General features: G+C 49.6%; 1 protein-coding gene. It reads right to left on the bottom strand.

Annotated features, from left to right (window positions below):
• Positions 1 to 135 precede the first annotated feature (135 nt).
• Positions 136 to 21798, bottom strand: coding sequence for a right-handed parallel beta-helix repeat-containing protein (locus OEZ43_03630; GenBank protein MDH5544658.1), 21663 nt, complete (start codon positions 21796 to 21798; stop codon positions 136 to 138).
• Positions 21799 to 21950 lie beyond the last annotated feature (152 nt).

Below are 21950 nucleotides of genomic sequence, written 5' to 3'. Positions count from 1 at the left end.
TCGGGCCTAGCTGTTTGATCTATCGAGACTTTCATCTATCTATATCGGTCCGTAGAGGGAAAAGTTTTGCCCCATTCTTAGGGAAAAAGCGTGACCTATTACGGATACAAGGCCACCTATAACTTCCTGTAATGATTAGTAGTTACCCTGAATGCGCAGGAAAAGTCCACGGCTAGAGGTCTCGTTGTCACTGAGAATATTGTCGGAGAAGTGGCTAAAGTTGATACCTGTTCCCACGCGTAAATAAGGGTTTGCTCGCCAGCTCACCTCGGTCAACCAGCCCCGTTGCAGGTCATTGGCCAGGCTGTTGCTCAGGGTGCGGTACTCCAGACCCACGTCAAACTGACGGTAGAAGTTGTAGTTGAAATGGGTGATGGTCATCAGACTATCGCTGGTCAAATCTGTATTGTCATTGCCCTTGAAGCGTTTACGCTTGAACGCCACTTTCTGCACCCATTCCACATCGCTTAGCCATGAAAGTTTGCGCTGATGTTTTTGAACCCACGAATAGCGTTTCATCCAGCCCATCAGATGGCGTAGCGCATAGCTGCCTTCTGCCGATCCGACGAGGCTGAGACTGTCATTCAGATTCTCTTTATAGTCTTCGTAGCGTGCAATGCGTAGCAGACCATTGTAGTGGGTGTGACTCATTGGACGATAGGCCAGACCAAGGCTTTGGTCATTAAACCTGGACATCAGGCGACCACTATCGAGGGCCTCACTACGGCTCACCCGGATGCTGGTCAGCAGTTTGTAATCCTCGCTGATTTGCAGATCTAGACGGTTGGCGCTCAGGTATTGAATCAGGCTGGTATCGCCTCGCTCCCTGCGCACCTCGTTCTGGCTATTAGCATCGACGCCTGGCAGCTTCATGATCAACTTGATACCACCCGCATGACGTTTTTTCTCGTCAGCGGAACGTGTCAGATCGGTATACTCGCCAAACGTCTTCAATCGTAAATGCTCTGTCGGCGCCCAGGCCTGTTCTATACCCAGCAAAGAGGCCTGTTCTTTTTCGGCGCTGAAATCACGCCACTGATATTCGGTATACAAACGACGTCCCGGTGACATACGGGATTCTGCTCCGAGTATAGTCGACTCTGTTTCCGCAGAGGTGTCGTTCGTCATGCGCCTGTTCACATAGATACTGCTCTCATCCAGTTTCACCTTCGCGCCAACTTGTAGACTTTGACCTTCGGTTCCTGTTGCGGCAACGGCGTTCAGTGCAATGGTTTGCGTCAATTGCAACTCGGTGCCTGCGCTAGAGGTCTGCTTGCTTTCGCCGGTGATGTTTTGCTGATGCTTGGCATCGATACGCAATTTCTCATTTACGCGCCAGCTCAGTTTCGCCGCTGCTGTATTCTCTTTGGACAACACGTCTCGCTCACGATCGAGCAAGGTCTGTGTTCGCAGCTCACCGGATGCAGTCACCGCGCTGATAGTCTTGCTCAACTTGATCACGCCCGTGTCGGTACGCGCGGTTTGATCCTGTTCAGTGATATCTATCGAGTCAACGGTATACCCAATGTGCGCGCTCGACGTCTTGTCTAACTTGATATCGGTATTGACGCCATAGTGACGTTCAGCGAAAGACAGGAGGCGATTACTGCTTCTGAAACCCGCTTCCTGCTTCAACACATAGGCCTTGAAACTATACTTATCCGGTTGATTAAACCACTCACCGACATCCACTTGTGTAGAGAACTTCCACGCATCACCACGTTTATCGGTGTCGTCATCGCGTTGTTCGTAAGTCAGACCACCGTTATCACTATAGAGAATATTCGGTGTTGCGCCTTTAGACGAGGCACTTTCCAGCGCAAATTGCGTGTTTGGCTTAAGTTTGATGTTGATGTTCGCGCCTGAGAGCTGATAGTGCTGACCATCACTACCATCATCGATGTAGCTCGCACCGACCGTAACCTGATCTGTCAGTTTCTGATCCACACGCATACCGGCAGCGGTCTTATCCATGATACTACCTTCGATATTGTAGTCCGCCTGAATAAGAATCTTATTTCCTTGCAGAACATAGTTGCTGATCAATGAGCTTGATTCAACATATTGCTGCAACGGCGTGGTCAGTAAAATACGTCCATTCGCGTATTGAACATCGTAATCGATCTCGCGTTGGAGTTTTTCCCTGCTCAGTACCAACCCGGTTTGCTGGTCCTGCACAATGATTTGCAGATTTTCACTACCAGCCACGATATCGCGATTGCTGAGGTAGTACAGCGAACCACCGGTGGCCTCCAGATAATTGGTAATATGCACGGTCGGATTTTGTGCAACAAAGGTAACGACCTGTGAATCCACCCTGCCTTTTTCTTCACTCGACATCTGATAGTAACGCGCCTTGAGGCCGTAGAAGTTGCGTTGGTAACGGGTCAATTCGGCATTGTTAAAATTCAGCGCATAGTTGCCCAATATGGCTTCGATTTCATCAGACGATACTGCCAGGAATAGCTTGCCCTGACTCTGGGTTTCGTTGAGCAAACTACTGTCATCGCCATAGACCGGGTAATAGCTGTCTTTATCCAGATTAGCCACGAATTCCCTGGTCTGTTGTTTATTCAGATCTTTAAACAGCTCGCTGAAACTTCCACGCTCGGTATCCAGGGCCGCGGTAATCAGGTACTCACCCTTGATGTGCCCTTTTAGATAAAAGGCCAGACGCCCGTCACTGTAGAAACCACTCTTGCCCTGGCCTTTGATCGATTCATAACCGACTTTACCGTCACCAAAGGCGAGCATGAATAACTTGTTCTTCACCACTTGTATATTCTTTTCTATCGTACCGCTATTGCCCTGCTCATCGGTTACCACCATGTTTAGCGGATTCTCACCATACTCAAGTGACAGTTGATGACTAAATTCACCCGAAGGATTTACGACAATCTCTTGCTGGTTGATGCTTAGTTTATTTCCAGGCGATGTCGTGCCCGAAACCACTACGTCTTTACTGGTGATAGGCGATTCGGTAGAGGGCATGGACACTGATAGATGCGGAATCGGATTAGCGGCAACAATAGGCTGTCCGTTCTTTTCTTTATCGGTTACATCGATAAAGATATTGATTAGTCGCTTACGCGCATCCGCGCGGGTTGATTCAATACCGATAACATTTTTACCGGACGTCAGACTGACCGGCGTCGTAAATTTTCCATCATCAGCGACTGACACATTCAGACCGTTAATCTTGACCTCTGTACCCGGCGATGCCTCACCCCGTATGATTTGACGCGCAACGATATCCTTTGCTGTCAGGTTTGGATTGTAATCCGATGCCAACACTTCAAGATCATTGGTCTTCTGACCATACTGCACGGTGACTTCATCATCCGGGAAGATAATGCGGAATTCTGGTAACGGAATATTCGCGATGACCGACTCATCAGACTCGTTTGTCAGTTTAATGACCAATTCTTGCGAGACGCCCAGGTTATAATTTTCTGTGAATCGACCGTATTGATCGACAGTAAATGGCTTACCGTTGATTTCCGCACTTGGCTGACGCCGATATTGATCTCTAAGTTCGACTTTAGATTCGTTACCGCTCAGCACTACGCTTAGTTTCAAAGCCGAACGTTTTACTTTGTCACTTACATTAGACTTGATGATAATATTCTTGCCGGACGTCTCGGCTTGCGCACTCATCCAGTCTCGCAACTGCGCGGCGCGCGCGCGTAGGGCGTTTATCTCTTCAGCACTTGCGTTGTCCTTCGGCGCTTCAACAGATATAAATATGCTCGGACGCTTGTAGTTCTTCGCGATATCGGTCAATTCCTGCAGGAAGGCTTGACCCGTTGTCGTTAATTGGCCGCTAGCCTTATCAAAACCGCTATCTGGAAATGCTTTTGCGAAGGCCGTATTATTGGTCACCGTAAACAGTTTTCTGGCGCTGGTGATCTTCTTGCCATTCGTATAGGCACCCTGGAATTGATAGCTATACACTTTACCACCTGGCAATGCGTTGCCATCTTTTAGCAAACCGTTCCATACGACTCTTTGTTCTGGCGCGCCATTGCCGTTTATAGACTTCAATTCCTGACCGTCTCTCGACGCAACAACAATAGACCAGGCTTTAATCTGTTCGCGTTCCTGTACCGTCACCAGGAAAGGAATCTCAATGCGATCACTGCTTATGTCGATGTGACTTTGTGAATCGCCATCCAACTGCACACGACTTCTTGGGAAACTGATGTTCTGACCGTCAACGATCAGATTCATGGAAGACGTATTACCCGCGATCAGAATATTCTTTTCGCTGGTACTGCGCGAGACTTTCAATCCGTAAATGGTATCGCTACCTATGGTCGTCATATCGCCTTTTTCGTCGATAGGGAAGTTCGCCGTGGCCAACAAGCCAGGCGTGATATTAACAATCTTGTGATCAAGATCGAGTAGACTACTATTACCCGGCAGATTGGTATTATTTATCTTCAGCAAGTGTGGCCCGGGCTTGATGTTATTTATGTAATAGCGACCGTGCTTATCTGTTACCACCACACTTCCGTTATCCAGTACCAGAGTGACGCCTTGTACGCCGCTTTCTTCTTCGTCCTGCAGACCGTTTTTATTGGCGTCATTGAACACTTTACCGATGATAGTGCCCAGATCAAACAAGGCATCGTCGTCTACGCGCAATGATAATTTTTCCGTATTTGACACCACGCAATCATCACACGCATCGACAATATATGCGTAGCTATCGTAACTGCCCGGCATTACGCGAGAGCCCAGTACTGCTTGCAGCGTCACCACGACATAACCTGATTCACCGGGATCGGCACGATCATTAGAATTCAAATCGTTGTTTCCAGGCACAACACCCAAGTCTATCTTGAGCGTATTCTGGTACACAGGCTCGTTGGCAACTGCGCCATTGATGCGCAAACTACCTGGCACATATTTCACGCCCAGCGGCAGGGTCAAATGCATATAAGCAGGGTCGACAAAATAGTCGGTGTCATTGCGGATGATATATTGGTAATTCACAACATCACCGCGTAACGCATGCACAGGATTCAGCTCACCACTGAGCTTCAGAATTTCCCCGCGGGTAAAGAAAATATAGGTTGGCGAACGCAAGGCGTAGTTGTCGGTTTCGTTAAAGATATTAATCGTCGTCTGTCCAGGCGTATTCGACAATAGTTTCACGCTGACCTTACCATCGTAATCAGACACAGCGCGGTATTCCGTTGTTTGGTTCGGCTTGAGATTATGTCGACGGTTAGCTTTGTAGGAAGCAAGTTTGACATTGGACACACTATCCATAGTTTCAAAAATGTCCACCGCATCGTCAGTATTTCGGTCTGAACTAAACAAGATCGTATGACCAGCCAAAGGCTGCTGGTTGTCGTCAAGAATATTTGCGGTAATTATCGTGTAGGCCACACCGTCACTGTTCACGAGATCAGGTTCTGCCGCGGAAAAAGATTTTTCGCTGCTGCTGGTCTTTACATTGGCGATGTCTGTTATGCGGACCTGGTGAGTATCCTGTGCACCAATCGCCGCATTAGCACCTGACAGGTTCTGCAGTCGCAGACGTATCGTTTCCTCGCCTTCCATTACGGTGTCGGCGATAGTTGTCATCGTAATCGATTGCGTAGCACCGTCTACAGAGCCTGCAGGGAAAGTCAGCACTGTCACTGGCAAGGCCACATAGTCCACACCCGATCTGGCCGAACCGTCCTGTGCATCTGCAACTTCAATACTCATATCCGTAGTCGTCTGCCCGGCTGGCAAATTCAGGCGTACATTAATCGACACATTGCTCGCAATTTCATCAACAACATTACTCGTCGCCGACTCGAAACTAATGATAGCCTGATCGTTGTCGCGGTTTGTAACCGACACATCGGCGGTATCGGCGTTGCTCAACACATCGTATGCACTATCACCTGACACGGGATCGCCGACTTCAACAATAAAAGTGATATCGCCATCAATTTCCACATCGTCTACGCCTGTTACAGTCACTAGCTGAGCGACATTCCAGTTGGTTGACGTAAAGGTCAAGCTGGACTTGTCCACCACACCTTCAGTCGTATCCAAACTGCTTATTGGAATTACCACATCCGCACTTGGTATTGCATTTAACACCACGCTGAAACTTGCCGTATCGCCCGCTTCCGACAGGAGCCCACTGATCGGAGAAACAACAACGCCACTAACGGGTTTGACATCAAATGTTGGGCTGGCAATGACTACAACTGACGAGTAGCTCAGAGCGGACGCCGGAATCGTCGCTGTTATGGTTTCAATGTTTGTAATATCGTAAGTCGCTATCGGCGGCAACGTTATCGTTACGACGGTATTACTGGTGCGTACAACATCGACTGGCGATAGAACTGCTTTTACAAGCGCATTCCATCCATTGGCTTCGGAGCCGACAGACGTCAGACCATTGATGATATTCGCCCGTTCGGCATCGAAGGCAGCGCCAGCAGCTAACCACGTATCATTTGTAAGCGTCAGCACGATGGTCGAACCGCCATTACGTATATCGAGTTCGCTATCGTCTACAACAGTTCCGCTCAGAGCGACGCTTGCACTCAGAGGTGTGACATCAAATGTTGGGCTAGCCACCACTGGTATCGCTGAAGTGCTCAGTGCAGACGCTGGTACGGTAGCGGTGATGGTTTCCATTACGTTGATATCGTAGGTGGCGAATGCCGGAAGCGTAATCGTGACAACGGTGTTACTGGTGCGTACGACGTTTGCCGGAGTCAGACCGGGCTTAACAATATTATTCCAACCGTTGCTCTCGGCACCTGCCGAAGTCAATCCGTTAATAATGTTGGCGCGTTCGGCATCGAATGTCGCACCAGCACTTATCCAGGTATCGTTACTGAGCGTCAACACGATCGTCGAAGCGCCGTTACGAATATCCAGTTCGCTATCGTCGACGACCGTACCGCTCAACGCGACCGTGGTAGTCGTTGGAATGACATCAAATGTTGGCGAAGCAATAAGTGCGGATGCAGTCGTCACTAGCGCTGACGCAGGTACAGTGACAGTAATTGTTTCGCTCGCGTTGATGTCGAATGCAGCAAACGCTGGAAGCGTAACAGTCACGACGGTGTCGCTAGTGCGCACCACATTCGTTACTAACAGACCAGCTTTCACAATATTATTCCAGCCGTTGGTTTCGGCACCAGCCGACGTCAGACCGTTAATAATATTCGTACGCTCGGCATCGAACGTTGCACCGGTAGCAACCCAGGTATCATCGGTCAATGTCAGAACAATCGTCGAGCCACCAGTGCGAATTTCGGTTTCACTGTCGTCGGTGACGGTACCACTCAAGGCTACTGTTGCAGTAATTGGAGTTACATTCAAGGTTGGGCTGGCAATCACTGCGGATGCAGAAGTCGTCAAGGCACTTGCGGGAACTGTGGCTGTAATCGTTTCGGTTGAGGTGATGTCGTAGGCGGTGAATGCCGGAAGTGTAATTGTCACGACGGTGTCGCTGGTGCGAACCACATTCGTTACTAACAGACCAGCTTTCACAATATTATTCCAGCCGTTGGTTTCGGCACCTGCCGAGGTCAGACCATTAATAATGTTCGCACGCTCGGCATCGAAAGTTGCACCGGCGGCTACCCAGGTATCGTCGGTCAGTGTCAGGACAATTGTCGAGCCACCGACACGGATCTCTGTTTCGCTATCGTCGGTGACGGTTCCGCTTAGTGCCACTGTAGTGCCGACAGAAGTCACATCAAACGTCGGGCTGGCGACGACTGCTGAAGCAGATGTTGTAAGTGCCGAGGCAGGCACGGTGACCGTAATTGTTTCTGTCGCGGTGATGTCGTACGTTGCAAACGCTGGCAGCGTAATAGTTACGACGGTGTTACTTGTACGGACCACATCGGTGACCGACAAGCCCGTCTTAACGACGTTATTCCAGCCATTACCTTCGGCACCGGCAGAGGTCAATCCGTTGATGATATTCATGCGTTCCGCGTCGAAGGTTGCACCGGCGGCGACCCAGGTATCGTCGCTTAACGTTAAGACGATAGTGGAACCGCCAGCGCGAATTTCGGTTTCACTGTCATCGGTGACGGTACCACTCAAGGCCACTGTTGCAGCGATCGGCGTGACATTAAATGTTGGGCTTGCTACGACGGCTGATGCGGATGTGGTTAAGGCACTCGCCGGAACGGTCGCGGTAATCGTTTCAGTTGTGGTGATGTCGTAGGCGGCAAACGCTGGAAGCGTTACTGTCACGACGGTATCGCTTGTGCGAGCCACATTCGTCACTAACAGACCAGCCTTCACAATGTTGTTCCAACCGTTGGTCTCAGCACCTGCTGAAGTCAATCCGTTAATAATGTTGGCACGCTCGGCATCAAACGTTGCACCTGCGGCCACCCACGTATCATCGGACAAGGTCAGAATAATCGTCGAACCGCCAGCGCGAATTTCGGTTTCACTGTCGTCGGTGACGGTACCACTCAAGGCCACAGTGGCAGCGATCGGCGTGACATTAAATGTTGGGCTTGCTACGACGGCTGATGCGGATGTGGTTAAGGCACTCGCCGGAACGGTCGCGGTAATCGTTTCGGTTGCGGTGATGTCGTAGGCGGCAAACGCTGGAAGCGTAACAGTCACGACGGTGTCGCTAGTGCGCACCACATTCGTTACTAACAGACCAGCCTTCACAATGTTGTTCCAACCGTTGGTCTCAGCACCTGCTGAAGTCAATCCGTTAATAATGTTCGCACGCTCGGCATCAAACGTTGCACCTGCGGCCACCCACGTATCATCGGACAAGGTCAGAATAATCGTCGAACCGCCAGCGCGAATTTCGGTTTCACTGTCATCGGTGACGGTGCCGCTCAAGGCCACGGTTGCGGTGATCGGCGTGACGTTAAATGTTGGGCTGGCTACGACTGCTGATGCAGATATCGTCAAGGCACTTGCGGGAACTGTGGCTGTAATCGTTTCGGTTGAGGTGATGTCGTAGGCGGTGAATGCCGGAAGCGTAATGGTCACGACAGTGTTACTGGTACGGACCACATTGCTAAGCAACAAACCCGTCTTAACAATGTTGTTCCAGCCATTGGTTTCGCCACTGGCTGAAGTCAATCCGTTAATAATGTTCGCACGCTCGGCATCAAACGTTGCACCCGTAGCCACCCAGGTATCGTCTGTCAGTGTCAGAACTATCGTTGAGCCACCAGCACGTATTTCCGTTTCACTGTCATCAGTCACTGTACCGCTTAGGGTGACGGTAACACCGACAGGCAAAACATCGAATGTAGGATTGGCCACAACGGCCGATCCCGATATCGTCAAGGCACTTGCGGGCACTGTCGCGGTGATGGTTTCGATTGCGGTGATGTCATAAGTCGCAAATGCCGGAAGTGTAATTGTCACGACGGTGTTACTGGTGCGGACCACATCGGTAACCGACAAGCCCGTCTTAACAACGTTGTTCCAGCCATTAGTCTCGGCACCGGCTGAGGTCAGACCGTTGATGATATTGGTGCGCTCGGCATCAAATGCAGCGCCAGCGGATACCCAGGTATCATCGGTCAATGTCAGTACGATCGTCGATCCACCGGTACGGATTTGATCTTCGTTATCGTCGGTGACTGTTCCACTCAAGGCGACTGTGGCTGCATTCGGCGTGACGTTAAATGTTGGGCTTGCTATCACTGCCGATGCGGAAGTCGTCAAGGCGCTCGCAGGAACCGTTGCCGTGATTGTTTCGGTAGCGGTGATGTCATAGGCGGCAAAAGCTGGAAGAGTTACCGTCACGACGGTATCGCTGGTGCGCGCCACATTAGCTACTAATAGGCCAGCCTTCACAATATTGTTCCAACCGTTGGTCTCAGCACCTGCTGAAGTCAATCCGTTAATAATGTTCGCACGCTCGGCATCAAACGTTGCACCGGCGGCCACCCAGGTATCACCACTTAGCGTCAACACCAGTGTCGAACCACCTGCCCTGATTTCAGTTTCTGAATCGTTAGTCACGGTGCCGGACAGCGCAACCGTACCGCTGGTACACGTCGATTCAACGGCACCCATATCCGGCGCGCTACCGGTGAACAATCCAGCAGAAGCACCGTTCATATCCGGCTGATCACTGACAAGATCGACACCGGCATTGATCGCAGCACTGCTACATTCTGTGAGTGAGAAGTCATCACTTGCGGCATTCACAAACAACGGATCACTGGTGATGCTGTTGGTTTCTGATCCACAGTTGCCACCAATACAGGTACCCGCATTGGCGAAATAGTTGTTATTGCTCAGCGTCGTGATAGCGGGGACGTTATCCGATATTGCGTTGTTACCGTTATTGCTAAAGATATTGTTTCTGACACTAAAACCGGAACCACCATTGATGTTGACACCGTCAGAGAAGGAGCCGTAAATCGTATTGTGGTATAGCTTAATCGCCGATCCGCCAAAAATAACGATACCGAATTCGCTCGCCGCGTCGCCGTTATTGCTAATGATGTTTTTCTGTATCGCCAAACCTGTTGCGGCGAAAACATACAAACCATGGCTGGCATTATTGCGTATGGTGTTGCCGCTGATGTCGTGAGTACCGCCACCCAGTTCTATATAGAAACCACCGATAGCGTTATAGGCAATCACGTTGCCTTCGCCGGTGTTGACGCCACCGACGACAACAGTCGATGTAGCCGCAGCAGACTGCAGCATAATACCGCGCCCAGCGTTGGCAATGCCTGCGCTGTTTGTCGCGTTAACTCCAATATAGTTACCTTGTATCGTGATATTGGTAATCGTAGTTGTATTGGCAGTTACAATACCGTTGCCGGTGTTACCAGAAATTACGTTGCGGTCAGCAGCAGTCGTGCCGCCGATTACAGCATTCGTCGCCTGCACCCAGATACCATCACTGCTATTGGCCACGGCCGAAACGCCCGTGGCGTTGGTACCGATGTAGTTACCCACAACTGTGGTATTAGAAGCAGAAGCACCAATATTGATGCCGTCGCGGAAAGCATTGATTGCAAATTCGCGGATCGTAATGCCTGTTGCTGTTGTCAGCGTCAATCCATCACAGCTCGCGCACGAGGCACCGTTTATTTCGATCTCCGGTCCTATAGTGTTGCTGTCGGTTGCGGAATTAGAACGCTGTGTCGATGCATCCAATGCGAAGTTGTTCGCGTTACTGCTTAAAGAAGGTAGCGTACTGGTCGGCGCAATCCGCCACCAGTTCTCAATGCCATCGGTTTGATTGGTCGCGACCTGCATTCTGAATTGCGAGGTATTGTTACCTTTTGCAGCAGTCACGATTCCGGTGGTGTTAGCGTTCAACAGCACCTGACGCAATGAGCCCTGACCACTGTCGTTGGTGTTGACGATCAAGTTATACGCAAATCCAAATTCGATATTGTTGACGTTTGCACCGGAGACTGTTATTGCCCCATAGTTATCACCAATGCCAGCATTGTCACCGGTAGCGGTGTCTGAAGTCGTCGCATTCTGACCACCATAAAGATTAGTCCAGGTTCCCGATTCGTTCTTATAGCCTGTCATTTCTGGTAGCGCGCTTACGTCGATAGTGGCGGCGCGCACCCTGACTTTATACGTTCCGTTGACTAGACCAGCGAAGGAATACGTTCCATCAACAGCAGTTGTCGTTGACGTCAGATAGACATTGCTGTTGTCGTACAATTCGACATCGACGCCGGACAGGTCGATATCGCTCGCACCACCGTCATATTGTGTCGATGTGCCGTTGAAGTTTGCGTCTTCGAAGACACGGCCACTAATAGAATAAGTCGTCGCGAATATCCAGAACGGACTGGTTTCCAGGTCGTCATTGTTTTGTCCAACGCCTGCTGAGTTGAGTGCCGTGATATTGTTAGTCGAGGCATTAGAGTCGGTCACATCGACGTAGCTAACGCTTTGCGCGCCACCTGTCACATCAAATGTGTAGCGCGTACCGGGTAATGAAGAGACGAGAACGATTTTGGTAACGCTGGCCTGTCCGTTCAAATTCATCGTTCCGGAGATCGTATACGTGCTCGCCGCATTGAAGGTCATCTTGCTGCTGGCAGTCGCATTCGTGAAATTTGCCGTGCTAAATCCGTCGGCAAAGGTTACGCCTGCTACCGACGCATTCGTTACCGTTAAATTGTTAAAACTTCCGGCGCCGCTAGTGACAGTTTGTAAGGCGGCGCCATCAAGGGTTACGGTCGAAGTACCGGGATTGACGGTACCGGCGACATAGGTCCAGTCAGACGATAGGTTGATTGTTGCATTATTTAGATTCGCTGTTGCGGTCGCGGTGTTAATACTAAAGCTGTCTTTCAGCGTTAGGCTACCGCCAAAATTCACCGTTGCCGTGTCGATAATTTGCACGCCCTTCGTGTGACCGGCGGCGATGATATTGCTTTGCGCTTCACTGGCGTTACCAAGGAAGATCGTACCAGTACCCAGATTCAAGGCGATGCTTGTGTTTGGAATGACAGAGGCGCTAGCATCGGTTCCGATATAGTTGCCATAAATATAGACATTACCGACGACACCACCGTTTGGCACCGCAATACCTGCCGCACCATTCGCGGCTATCACGTTGCCTTCACCGGCGAGCAGACCACCGATCGTGACGTTGCTACCGTCGTCTATCACGATACCTGACTGGGTATTACCCATGGTTGCAACGCCTAAAGAATTGGTACCGATCAGGTTACCTTTAATCATGGTGTTGGTAGACGTATTTCCGGTGAATAGATGGATACCATTTCCGGCGTTACCGCCAATTATGTTTCCTTCGCCTGCCGCCGCGCCACCAATCGTGTTGCCACTGGCCGCACCCGAGATTCGGATACCCGACAATGTGTTGCCGGCAGTCGCTGTCATATCCCAATTCACACCGATGCGGCTACCCAGTATGGTGTTGTTAGAACCACCGTCGATTAAAATACCCGATGCTCCGTTACCGGATATCAATGGACTGAAATTACTGTCTGCGCTACCGATGGTATTATTGTTACCCGCGATATAAATACCGTTGCCGGTATTCGCCTCGGACACGGCACCATTTGTTCCGAGATAAGTGGCATATACAAAGTTACCGTCGCTATTGATTTCGATACCATCATCCGATGCATCTCCACCATTCGCTAAACCATCGCCATTGAAGACGATGTACAGGATTTCTTTTAATGTACTCGTACCTTGACTGATATCGCCGCCAAGTACGTTACCGCTACCACTAAAAATTTCGATACCGTCGCCTTTAAAGCTGTGGATACCCAATCCTTTTAAAATATTGTTACTGGACTTGATGGTGAAACCGTTGACGCCAGCGCCGGTTGATGCACCACTGAACAATACGTAGTTGTTAGAGCCATCAATTGTGGTTCCATCATCAGTAATATCCGGTAGTGGCGACGTTGGTGTAATCGTCTTCGCCACCGCAGGAAGAAACACGGAGGCGTCAAACACGGCCGTATTGGCAGTTGTCGCATTGGCCGGACCAATAGCATTGGCGTTCAAAATGAACTGACGCGCAGAACCTTGTCCACTGTCATTGGTATTGGTAATCAGGTTAAAGGCAAAACCCATATTGAAATTTGCGATATCTGCACCTGCAACGGTAACGTTTGCGAAGGTATCGCCTGGCGCCGGAGAGCCTACGTCGCTCACATTCTTGTCAAGACCACCGAGCTTCGCCCCATTCGCCCAGGTCATTTCTGCGAGCGGATAGGAACACGTCGCCGGCACACAGGCGTTAAAGCCACCGCTTGGTGTGTTCCCCGCGTCGGCGACGTCATCGGCAATGGTATTGCTAATAACGCGAACCCTGTACGTTGCATTAGCAAGATCATAAAAGGCGTAGCTGCCGTCGTTGAGCGTGCTTGTCGATAGCTGAAGCACATTGGCATTGTCATAAAGTGCTACCACAACATTTGCTAGCGCGTTATCGTTTACACCACTGTCATAATCGGTTGCCGTTCCGGTAAAATTGGCGTCCTCAAACACAATCCCCGAAATCGTGCTTCCGGTGCTACTGGTAATACTAAATGTTGGAGTTGCGACCAATGGCGACGCCGATGTCACTAATGCCGATGCCGGAATAGTCGCGGTAATGGTTTCATTTGCAGTGATGTTGTAGTGGGTAAAGCTCGGTAGCGTAATGGTGACAACCGTATCACTTGTGCGCACCACGTCGGTAAGCGCAAGACCGGTCTTTACGATTGCATCCCAACCATTTGCTTCGGCCTGGGCTGAATCAATACCGTTGATTATGTTTTGACGTTGCGCGTCGAACGTTGCTCCCGCGGCAACCCAGGTATCTCCAGTTAGGGTTAGGACTATCGTCGATCCACCAGAGCGAATTTGAACTTCGGTGTCATCGGTCACGGTCCCACTAACGGCCGCACCAGGCACGGCAAAAATCCAGAATGGTGACGTCTCCGCATTATCATTATTTTGACCTACTCCGGTGGAGTCATTCGCCGTGATGTTGTTGCTTGAAGCATTCGAATCAGTTACATCGACAAAATTAACCGTTTGCGGACCACCGGTTACATCAAAGGTATAACGAGCACCAGGAGACGACGAAACCAGAACTACTTTTGTACCCGTTGCTTGACCATTTAGGTTTAACGTTCCTGAAATTGTATAGGTGCCCCCTGCAGCAAAAGTCATACGACTGCCAGGCGTCGTATTGGTGAAGTTCGCCGAGCTAAAACCATCGGCGAAGAAAACGCCTGAGGCAGATGCATTGGTAACACTAAGATTATTGAAGTTGCCTGCCGCAGTTGTAATCGTTTGTAGGGCCGTACCGTCTAGTGTCACGGTGGAAGTGCCAACAGTAATTGTCGCCGCAGTATTTAACCAGTCGCCGCTTAGGTTCAGCGTACTATCGGCAAGATTTAGCGTACCCGATTGCAGATCCATCAAGTCGTTTACATCAACAGTACTGCCGAGATTGATGGTACCGGTTTGCAGCTGAATGCCATCATCGCCATTCGCCGCAATCACGTTGGGCTGCGCATCCCCGGTTTTACCGAGATTAATCACACCGTTGTTTGAGAATAGACCCATCAGGCCATTGGGCAGTGCGTCACTCGCACTATTGGTACCCAGATAGTTACCTTGGATATCTGTCGTACCAGTAGACAGATTCATAATCGCGTGATTGGTATTACCGGCGATCACGTTACCCGCAGCAGCGGTGGCACCACCGATGACGGTGTTTGTTGCGGGACTCTGTATAATAATACCCGTACCGTTATTAATCGCCGCATCTCCGGTGACATTCACCCCGATATAGTTGCCTTGAACAGTATTTGAGCTGGTTGCGATTTGAATGGCGTTGATATTGTTACCGGAAATAATATTCCGTGCCGCTGCTGTTGTTCCACCAATGGTGTTGCTGTCCGCGCTGGTGCCTAAGCGAACACCGCTGCTGGTATTGCCCAGGTCCAACATACCTGTCGCGTCCGTACCGATATAGTTACCTAGAATAGTATTAAAACTGGTACCGGCGCTGGTTATGAATACACCACTGCTATTACCCGAGAGTACGTTGCCTTCACCAGGGTTCGTGCCACCGATGGTGTTTGATTGTGCGCCTAGGTAAAGCCCAACACCATTGCTATTTCCAATTACGGAACTGCCAAGTCGATCAGTACCAATATAGTTACCAATCACAATATTGCCGTTGGTACCGGCACCGGTGATATGTATTCCGTCGTCGGCATTACCCGAGATGATATTTCGCGCACCCACTACGCTGCCACCAATCGTGTTTGCTGTTGAGGCGCCTACAATATGCACACCATAAAAAGCATTCGGTATTGAAGCTGTAGCTGTGTCGTTTGTGCCGATGTAGTTGCCCTGAATCAGGTTATTGCTAGCCGCACTGAGATAGATACCGGACTGAGAGTTCCCCGAAATCACATTTCGATAACCGGCACTGGTCCCACCGATGGTGTTACTACTGCCAAGGATATATACACCATCGATGATGTTCGGCGCTGCGGCTGTACCCGTAGTACCCAATAGGTTGCCGTAGACAAAATTATTGTTCGAGGCGATACGGATGCCGTTCTGTGCGTTATTGACTACGATGTTACCTTGTCCGTGGGTAACGCCGGCGATAACAGAGCCGACGGTGCTATCGCCACCAATTGTGTTTCCCGTACCGGAAATGATATTTACACCCGAGGCAATACAGTTTTGTATCTTCAGACCGCGAACCGTGTTGTTGTTTGAACTAATTTGAATACAGTTATAGAAATTCGCACCGTCGAGTACGACGCCAGCGTTCGACGCATCAATGAGCACGTCACCAACACTCATGGCCGGCAGACTCGATGCGAGACTAATCGTAGCCGGTGCACTAGGATTGAACACACTGGTGTCAAAAATAATCACGTCACCAGCTGTAGCTGTGGTCAGGGCTTCACGAAAACTTCCTGCGCCACTGTCATTATTATTCGTCGTAACAATCGCAGTTGTGAACACCCAATGGGGAGATACATCCAGGTTGTCATTACCGCTCACATTGGTGGAGTTGTAAGCCCTTATATCGTTACTCGCCGCGTTTGAATCCTGCACGCTGGCGAAATACACCTGCTGCGGTCCTGAAGTGACATTCAGTGTGTATTGCGCACCGGTAGAGCGCAGCTTCACGGGTGTTCCTGATGCCTGCCCGTTTATTGTAAATGCACCGTTTATCGTATACGTCGCACCGCTGGCAAAATTAATCCAGGTATTTGGCGTCTGCGCGGTGAAATTGTTAGCAGCAAGCCCATCTTGTAAGGTCACCGTACCACTATTCTTGATTTCGATATTATTCCAGCTCGCGAGTGAACCGGTCTTAATCGACTGGCTACTGGTGCCATCGAAGACGATGCTTGAGGTGCCAGGATCAACTGTTGCGACGCTGTTATTATTCCAGCTCGCACCAGCATAGGTAATATTGGCGGTTCCCATATTTAAGTTACCACCCGCCATCGTCATCGTACCGTTGATATCAAATGTACCGGCCATATTGATCGTAGCGTTCGACGTCAGCGTCAACACCGTACTCGTTACCGGCCCGAAGATGTTGGTTTGGACTTCGGCATCGTTCCCCAGATTCAGCGTACCGTTCATCATGTAGATACCGTTACCGTTGGGGATGCTGGTGCCGCCTTCGTTCACACCGATGAAGTTTCCGTATACGTTGTTGGTATCGGTTGGATTCGTTGTGGAGTGGTAAATGCCGCGTGATGTATTACCGGCGATGACATTTGCAGAACCGGCGACTAGCCCGCCGACAATATTGCCATTTGAAACGGCCGCAAACCTCACACCGTCAGTTGTATTGGGAATCGCCGCAGTCGCATCGATATTGGTACCAAAATAGTTACCCTGGACAATATTATTATTCGCGCTCACAAAATAGATACCGTATACATTGCCCGATGACACGTTGCGCTGTGCTGCGGTAGTGCCACCAATAGTATTTCCATCACCTAGCACATAAATACCGTAGCCGGTATTACCCTGCGCCGTGGTTCCATCTGTACCGACGAGGTTACCGTAGACAAAGTTGTCGTTACTGGTGAGTTTGATACCACCATAGGATGAGATGGTACCGTTATTGATGATGATATTACCTTCACCATTATTCACATTCGCGATAACGGAACCGACGGTATTGTCACCACCAATAGTATTACCAGTACCGCTCTGAACCTGCACACCCCACTGGGTACAGTTTTGTATGGTCAGACCTTTTACGGTGTTATTGCTTGAGGCTATCCATACACAGTGATAGGTTTTCGCATTACCATCGATTACAACACCGGCGTTTGATGCATCGATTGTTATACTACCCGAGGTCATGGTAGGTAGATTACTCAGCAAGGTAATCTGTGCAGGCGTTGCTGGAATAAACACACTGGTGTCGAAGACACTGGATTTCGAAGTCGTTGCGCCACTATTGGCGTTGGTCAGGAATTGACGTAGCGTGCCCTGCCCGCTGTCGTTATTGCTAACGATCAGGTTATAGGCAAAACCAAAGTCTACATTCGTCACATCGACGCCAGAGATAGCGACTGTTGTATAGGTATCACCGATACCGGCGTTGTCAGCTGTTGAGGTATCGTCAACAGATTTGTTTTGACCACCGAGCAAAGCGCTGCCATTGGCCCAGGTCATTTCCGGCAGGGCGGAAACATTTATCGTCGCGGAGCGAACGCGAACTTTATAGGTTCCGTCTGCAAGACTGGCGAACGAATACGTACCGTCGGCGGCGGTGGCGGTAGAAGAAACATAGACATTTGAATTGTCATATAGCTCGACATCGACACCGGCGAGATTTAAATCACTGGCGCCGCCATCGTAAGCGCTGGTAGTGCCGGTAAAATTGGCATCATCAAAAACACGTCCAGAGATGTTTGAATAGACAATACCACACGACGATTCAATCGCGCCCATGTCTGGCGCCGTACCGGTAAAGTTACCCGCGCTGGCTCCATTCATATCGGGTTGAGAGCCACCAAGGTCAAGACCGGCCTCAACCGCCGGACTGGTACATTCGGTCAGTGAAAAATCGCCACTAGCAACATTGACAAATAGTGGGTCGCTTGTGACTGTTCCTGTTTCGCTCGCACACAAGGTACCCGCACATGCCGTTCCGTTATTAAAGTAGGCGTTATTGCTCAGGGTAACGAGACGATTGTTCGGGTCATTAATGCCGTGTAGCGTTTCGTTTACGAAGATATTATTTTGCGCAACAACACTGGCGGCACCGGTTGCGATATCCAGACCGCGTTCGAAGTTATTGTAGAAGGTATTGTGGTAGAACTTGGTACCTGTTCCCTGAAAAAGCGTGGCACCGTCGTCACCTGCGGAACTACCGGTGTTATATACGGTATTCTTCTGTACGACTAGATTTGTTCCGTTGAGTACGTAGATACCTGTCCGTGTTGTGTTACGAACAGTGTTACCGCTAAATTCATTCGTTCCGTTTACGATGTCGAGCAAAATACCGTAGTCGAAACCAGCGTTCGCCAAGACGTTACCTTCACCGGGCAACACGCCTCCAATTTTTATATTGGACGTTGCCGCAGACGTCGAAAGCGATATATCACGACGATTCGGCATAGAGATCGTACCGGTGCTATCAGTACCAAAAATATTCCCCTGTACTGTTAGATTGGTTACCGCGCCGTTGGTCCCTATACCGTTATCATTTCCGGCAATGATATTTCCCGCACCGGCTGCAGAACCACCGATGGTAGCATTGGAGCCAGATAGAAAAATTCCCGTTACCAATACATCGTTCGTAAGCACTGCGTTACCAAGATAATTCGTTCCAATATAATTACCCTGAACTAACAAATTGGTAACTGAGCCTACCCGCAGTTGCCAGTTATTGTTTCCAGACAAAACGTTTCTATCACCGGCGCTGGTTCCGCCTATCGTTACGTTGTTGGCCGAGATACTTACACCGTAGGAAGCGTTACCCATGTCATTGCTACCGATCGCGTCCGTACCGACATAGTTGCCTCGGACAATTGTACCTGTCGCTGAAATCGGAATGCTGATACCGTAAACGGGAAATTGGTTAATCGCGAAACCTTTAATCGTCACGTTTGTGGCCGCGCTAAGATTAAAGCCACTACAACTCGCGCATGCAGTTCCGTTTAACTCAATCTCGGGGCCGCGTGTATTACTATCTACTCCAGAGTTAATCGCTTGCGTTGATGCGTCGATGGAAATGCCAGATGCATTAACGTTAAATAGAGGAAACGCAGACGCGGGATTTATCCGCCACCAGGCATCAGTAGCATTGCTTTGGTTAGTGGCGACGCCAATTCTAAATTGGCTGACTTTATTGTTTGCACCCAACACACCAGCGTTCGCGTTTTCAAGAAACTCACGCAAGCTACCTTGTCCGCTATCGTTAACATTAGTAATTAAATTATAGGCAAAACCAATATTGGCATTGCTTACATTGCCACCCGAAAGCGTTATGGTCGTGTAGTTGTCACCCGGCCCAGCATTGTTTGCGGTTGCGGTGTCAGAAATAGCTGCATCCGCGCCACCATACTTTGCGACAAAACCGGAAGAACCGCTGTCATAGGCGCCCGTCATCTCAGGAATGTTGGTCGCGCTAATCGACTCGACTCTGGCCCTAAGCTTATACGTTCCATCCGGAAGACTCGGAATCGTATAGCCGCTGGCATCACTGGTTACCGAGGTGATATAGACATTTGAGTTATCGTATAACTCGACATCGACCCCAGATAAGTTGACGTCATTGGTACCGCCATCGTAGTCGGCAGCCGTTCCATTAAAATCCGCATCATTAAAAATGCGCCCGGAGATGCTATTGGTGCCTACGGGTGGAATCGTGTATGTCACGGTTACCCACATCTGGCTCAGCATAAACGTTCCGGCACCATCGTGAACGACACCGACTTGCAAGGCATTGAAGTCAGTTATTGACCAGGCCAGACCTGTCCACGCCTGTGACACCAAATCCGAACAACAGGATTTCGCCAGCCCTGACTGGGATACTCCGTCTACCGGCGTTCCAGAAATGTCATAACTCAACTGTAGTGAGGGAGCTGCACCTGCGGCTGCACGACCCACTCGTGCGAATACTTCAATACCGGTTATAGTTGTACCAGTGGGTAACGAAGAAGGATTATCAACGAGATTAAACATCTCGCGGCCGGCTGCGGTACTGTCAATAGTCGTTCCAGCGTCGTTTAAATCCACCGGACCTTCAGTGGCATCACCAGCCTGATCGTTAACACATTGCCAGTTCGCGACTCCACCGCAGTTTGGCGTAGAAAAATTATTTGTCGTACCGTTTGCTGATGGGTGGAAGGCGATATTGGTATCGTCGGCAAGCGCGAGCTCAACATCCCAGATGGATGTACCTGTCGGATTGAGTATTGTGGTAGGCAGCGATCCGTCAAACCCTGCAGATGTCAGTTGATCACCACCGAAGTTAGCGACATATAGATTATTGTTGCGTTCGTCGATTGCGATACCGAAGGGCTGATCCACATCGGGTGAAATCAATACATCGGACACCCCTGTACCGTCAGTGTTGACTCGCCTTACGATTGAAAAACTTTGATCTGTAAAATATAGAATTCCGATATTTGGTCGCACTTCCAAACCGTTTATCGTCCCTGTAGCATTATCGTAAACAGTGGTTGAACCACCGGTCATATCCATATTGGCACTTTGAATAAAGTAGTTCGAAACTACGCGCTCAACGAAATATATTTTTCCTACTATCGGATCAAGCGCTATCTGATTAGGCGTCCCCGTAGGCGTAAAATTGGTAAACGTCTCCAGACTCGTACCATCGATATTGGCGCGTTGCAATTGCTTAGAGGTGTTAAACCAATAAAGCTTGCTATTGACCGGATCAAACTCCAAACCACTGGCAGAGATATTCGCCACTGCAAATGCGAGAGTGCGCGAACAGGGCGGCGCCAAACCAGATTTGTACACACCGCCACTCTCCAACCAAAAGAGATTTCCACCTGCCGTATCAACTGCCAATGCATTCGGCCCAGTAACCACACCGTCGGCACTGGTACAGACATCTTCTGGAGATGAACCGTCAAGATTGGCGCGTGAAATATTTTTGTTTACGGTGTCAGACCAAAATATTTTGTCTACTGCAAATGCGGAATGGGAAAACAGAAAGCCCGAAAATATGAATATATATAAAAGGAATAAAAAACGACGGCTAAATTTTTTTACAATGTCACGAGTGAAAACTTCAGAGAATGAGTTGTTCGTCACACAGGCACGCGCAAGAACATACATGTTCTTTTCTTTTGCAAGCGTGAAAAGTGTGACTAAATTCATAAGCAGTGTGGCAGCAATTTTCCTGTTGCACTAACGTAAAAACCTCCGCACACCAGCAAAACTCAAACACCGGATATGGGAGGTAAACTTCTGAATCTAAAAGCGGATTC

It is taken from the genome of Gammaproteobacteria bacterium, from assembly GCA_029881255.1.
Lineage (GTDB): Bacteria > Pseudomonadota > Gammaproteobacteria > S012-40 > S012-40 > JAOUMY01.
Note: the sequence above shows the minus strand (reverse complement) of the source record. Positions and strands in the feature narration are given on the sequence as shown.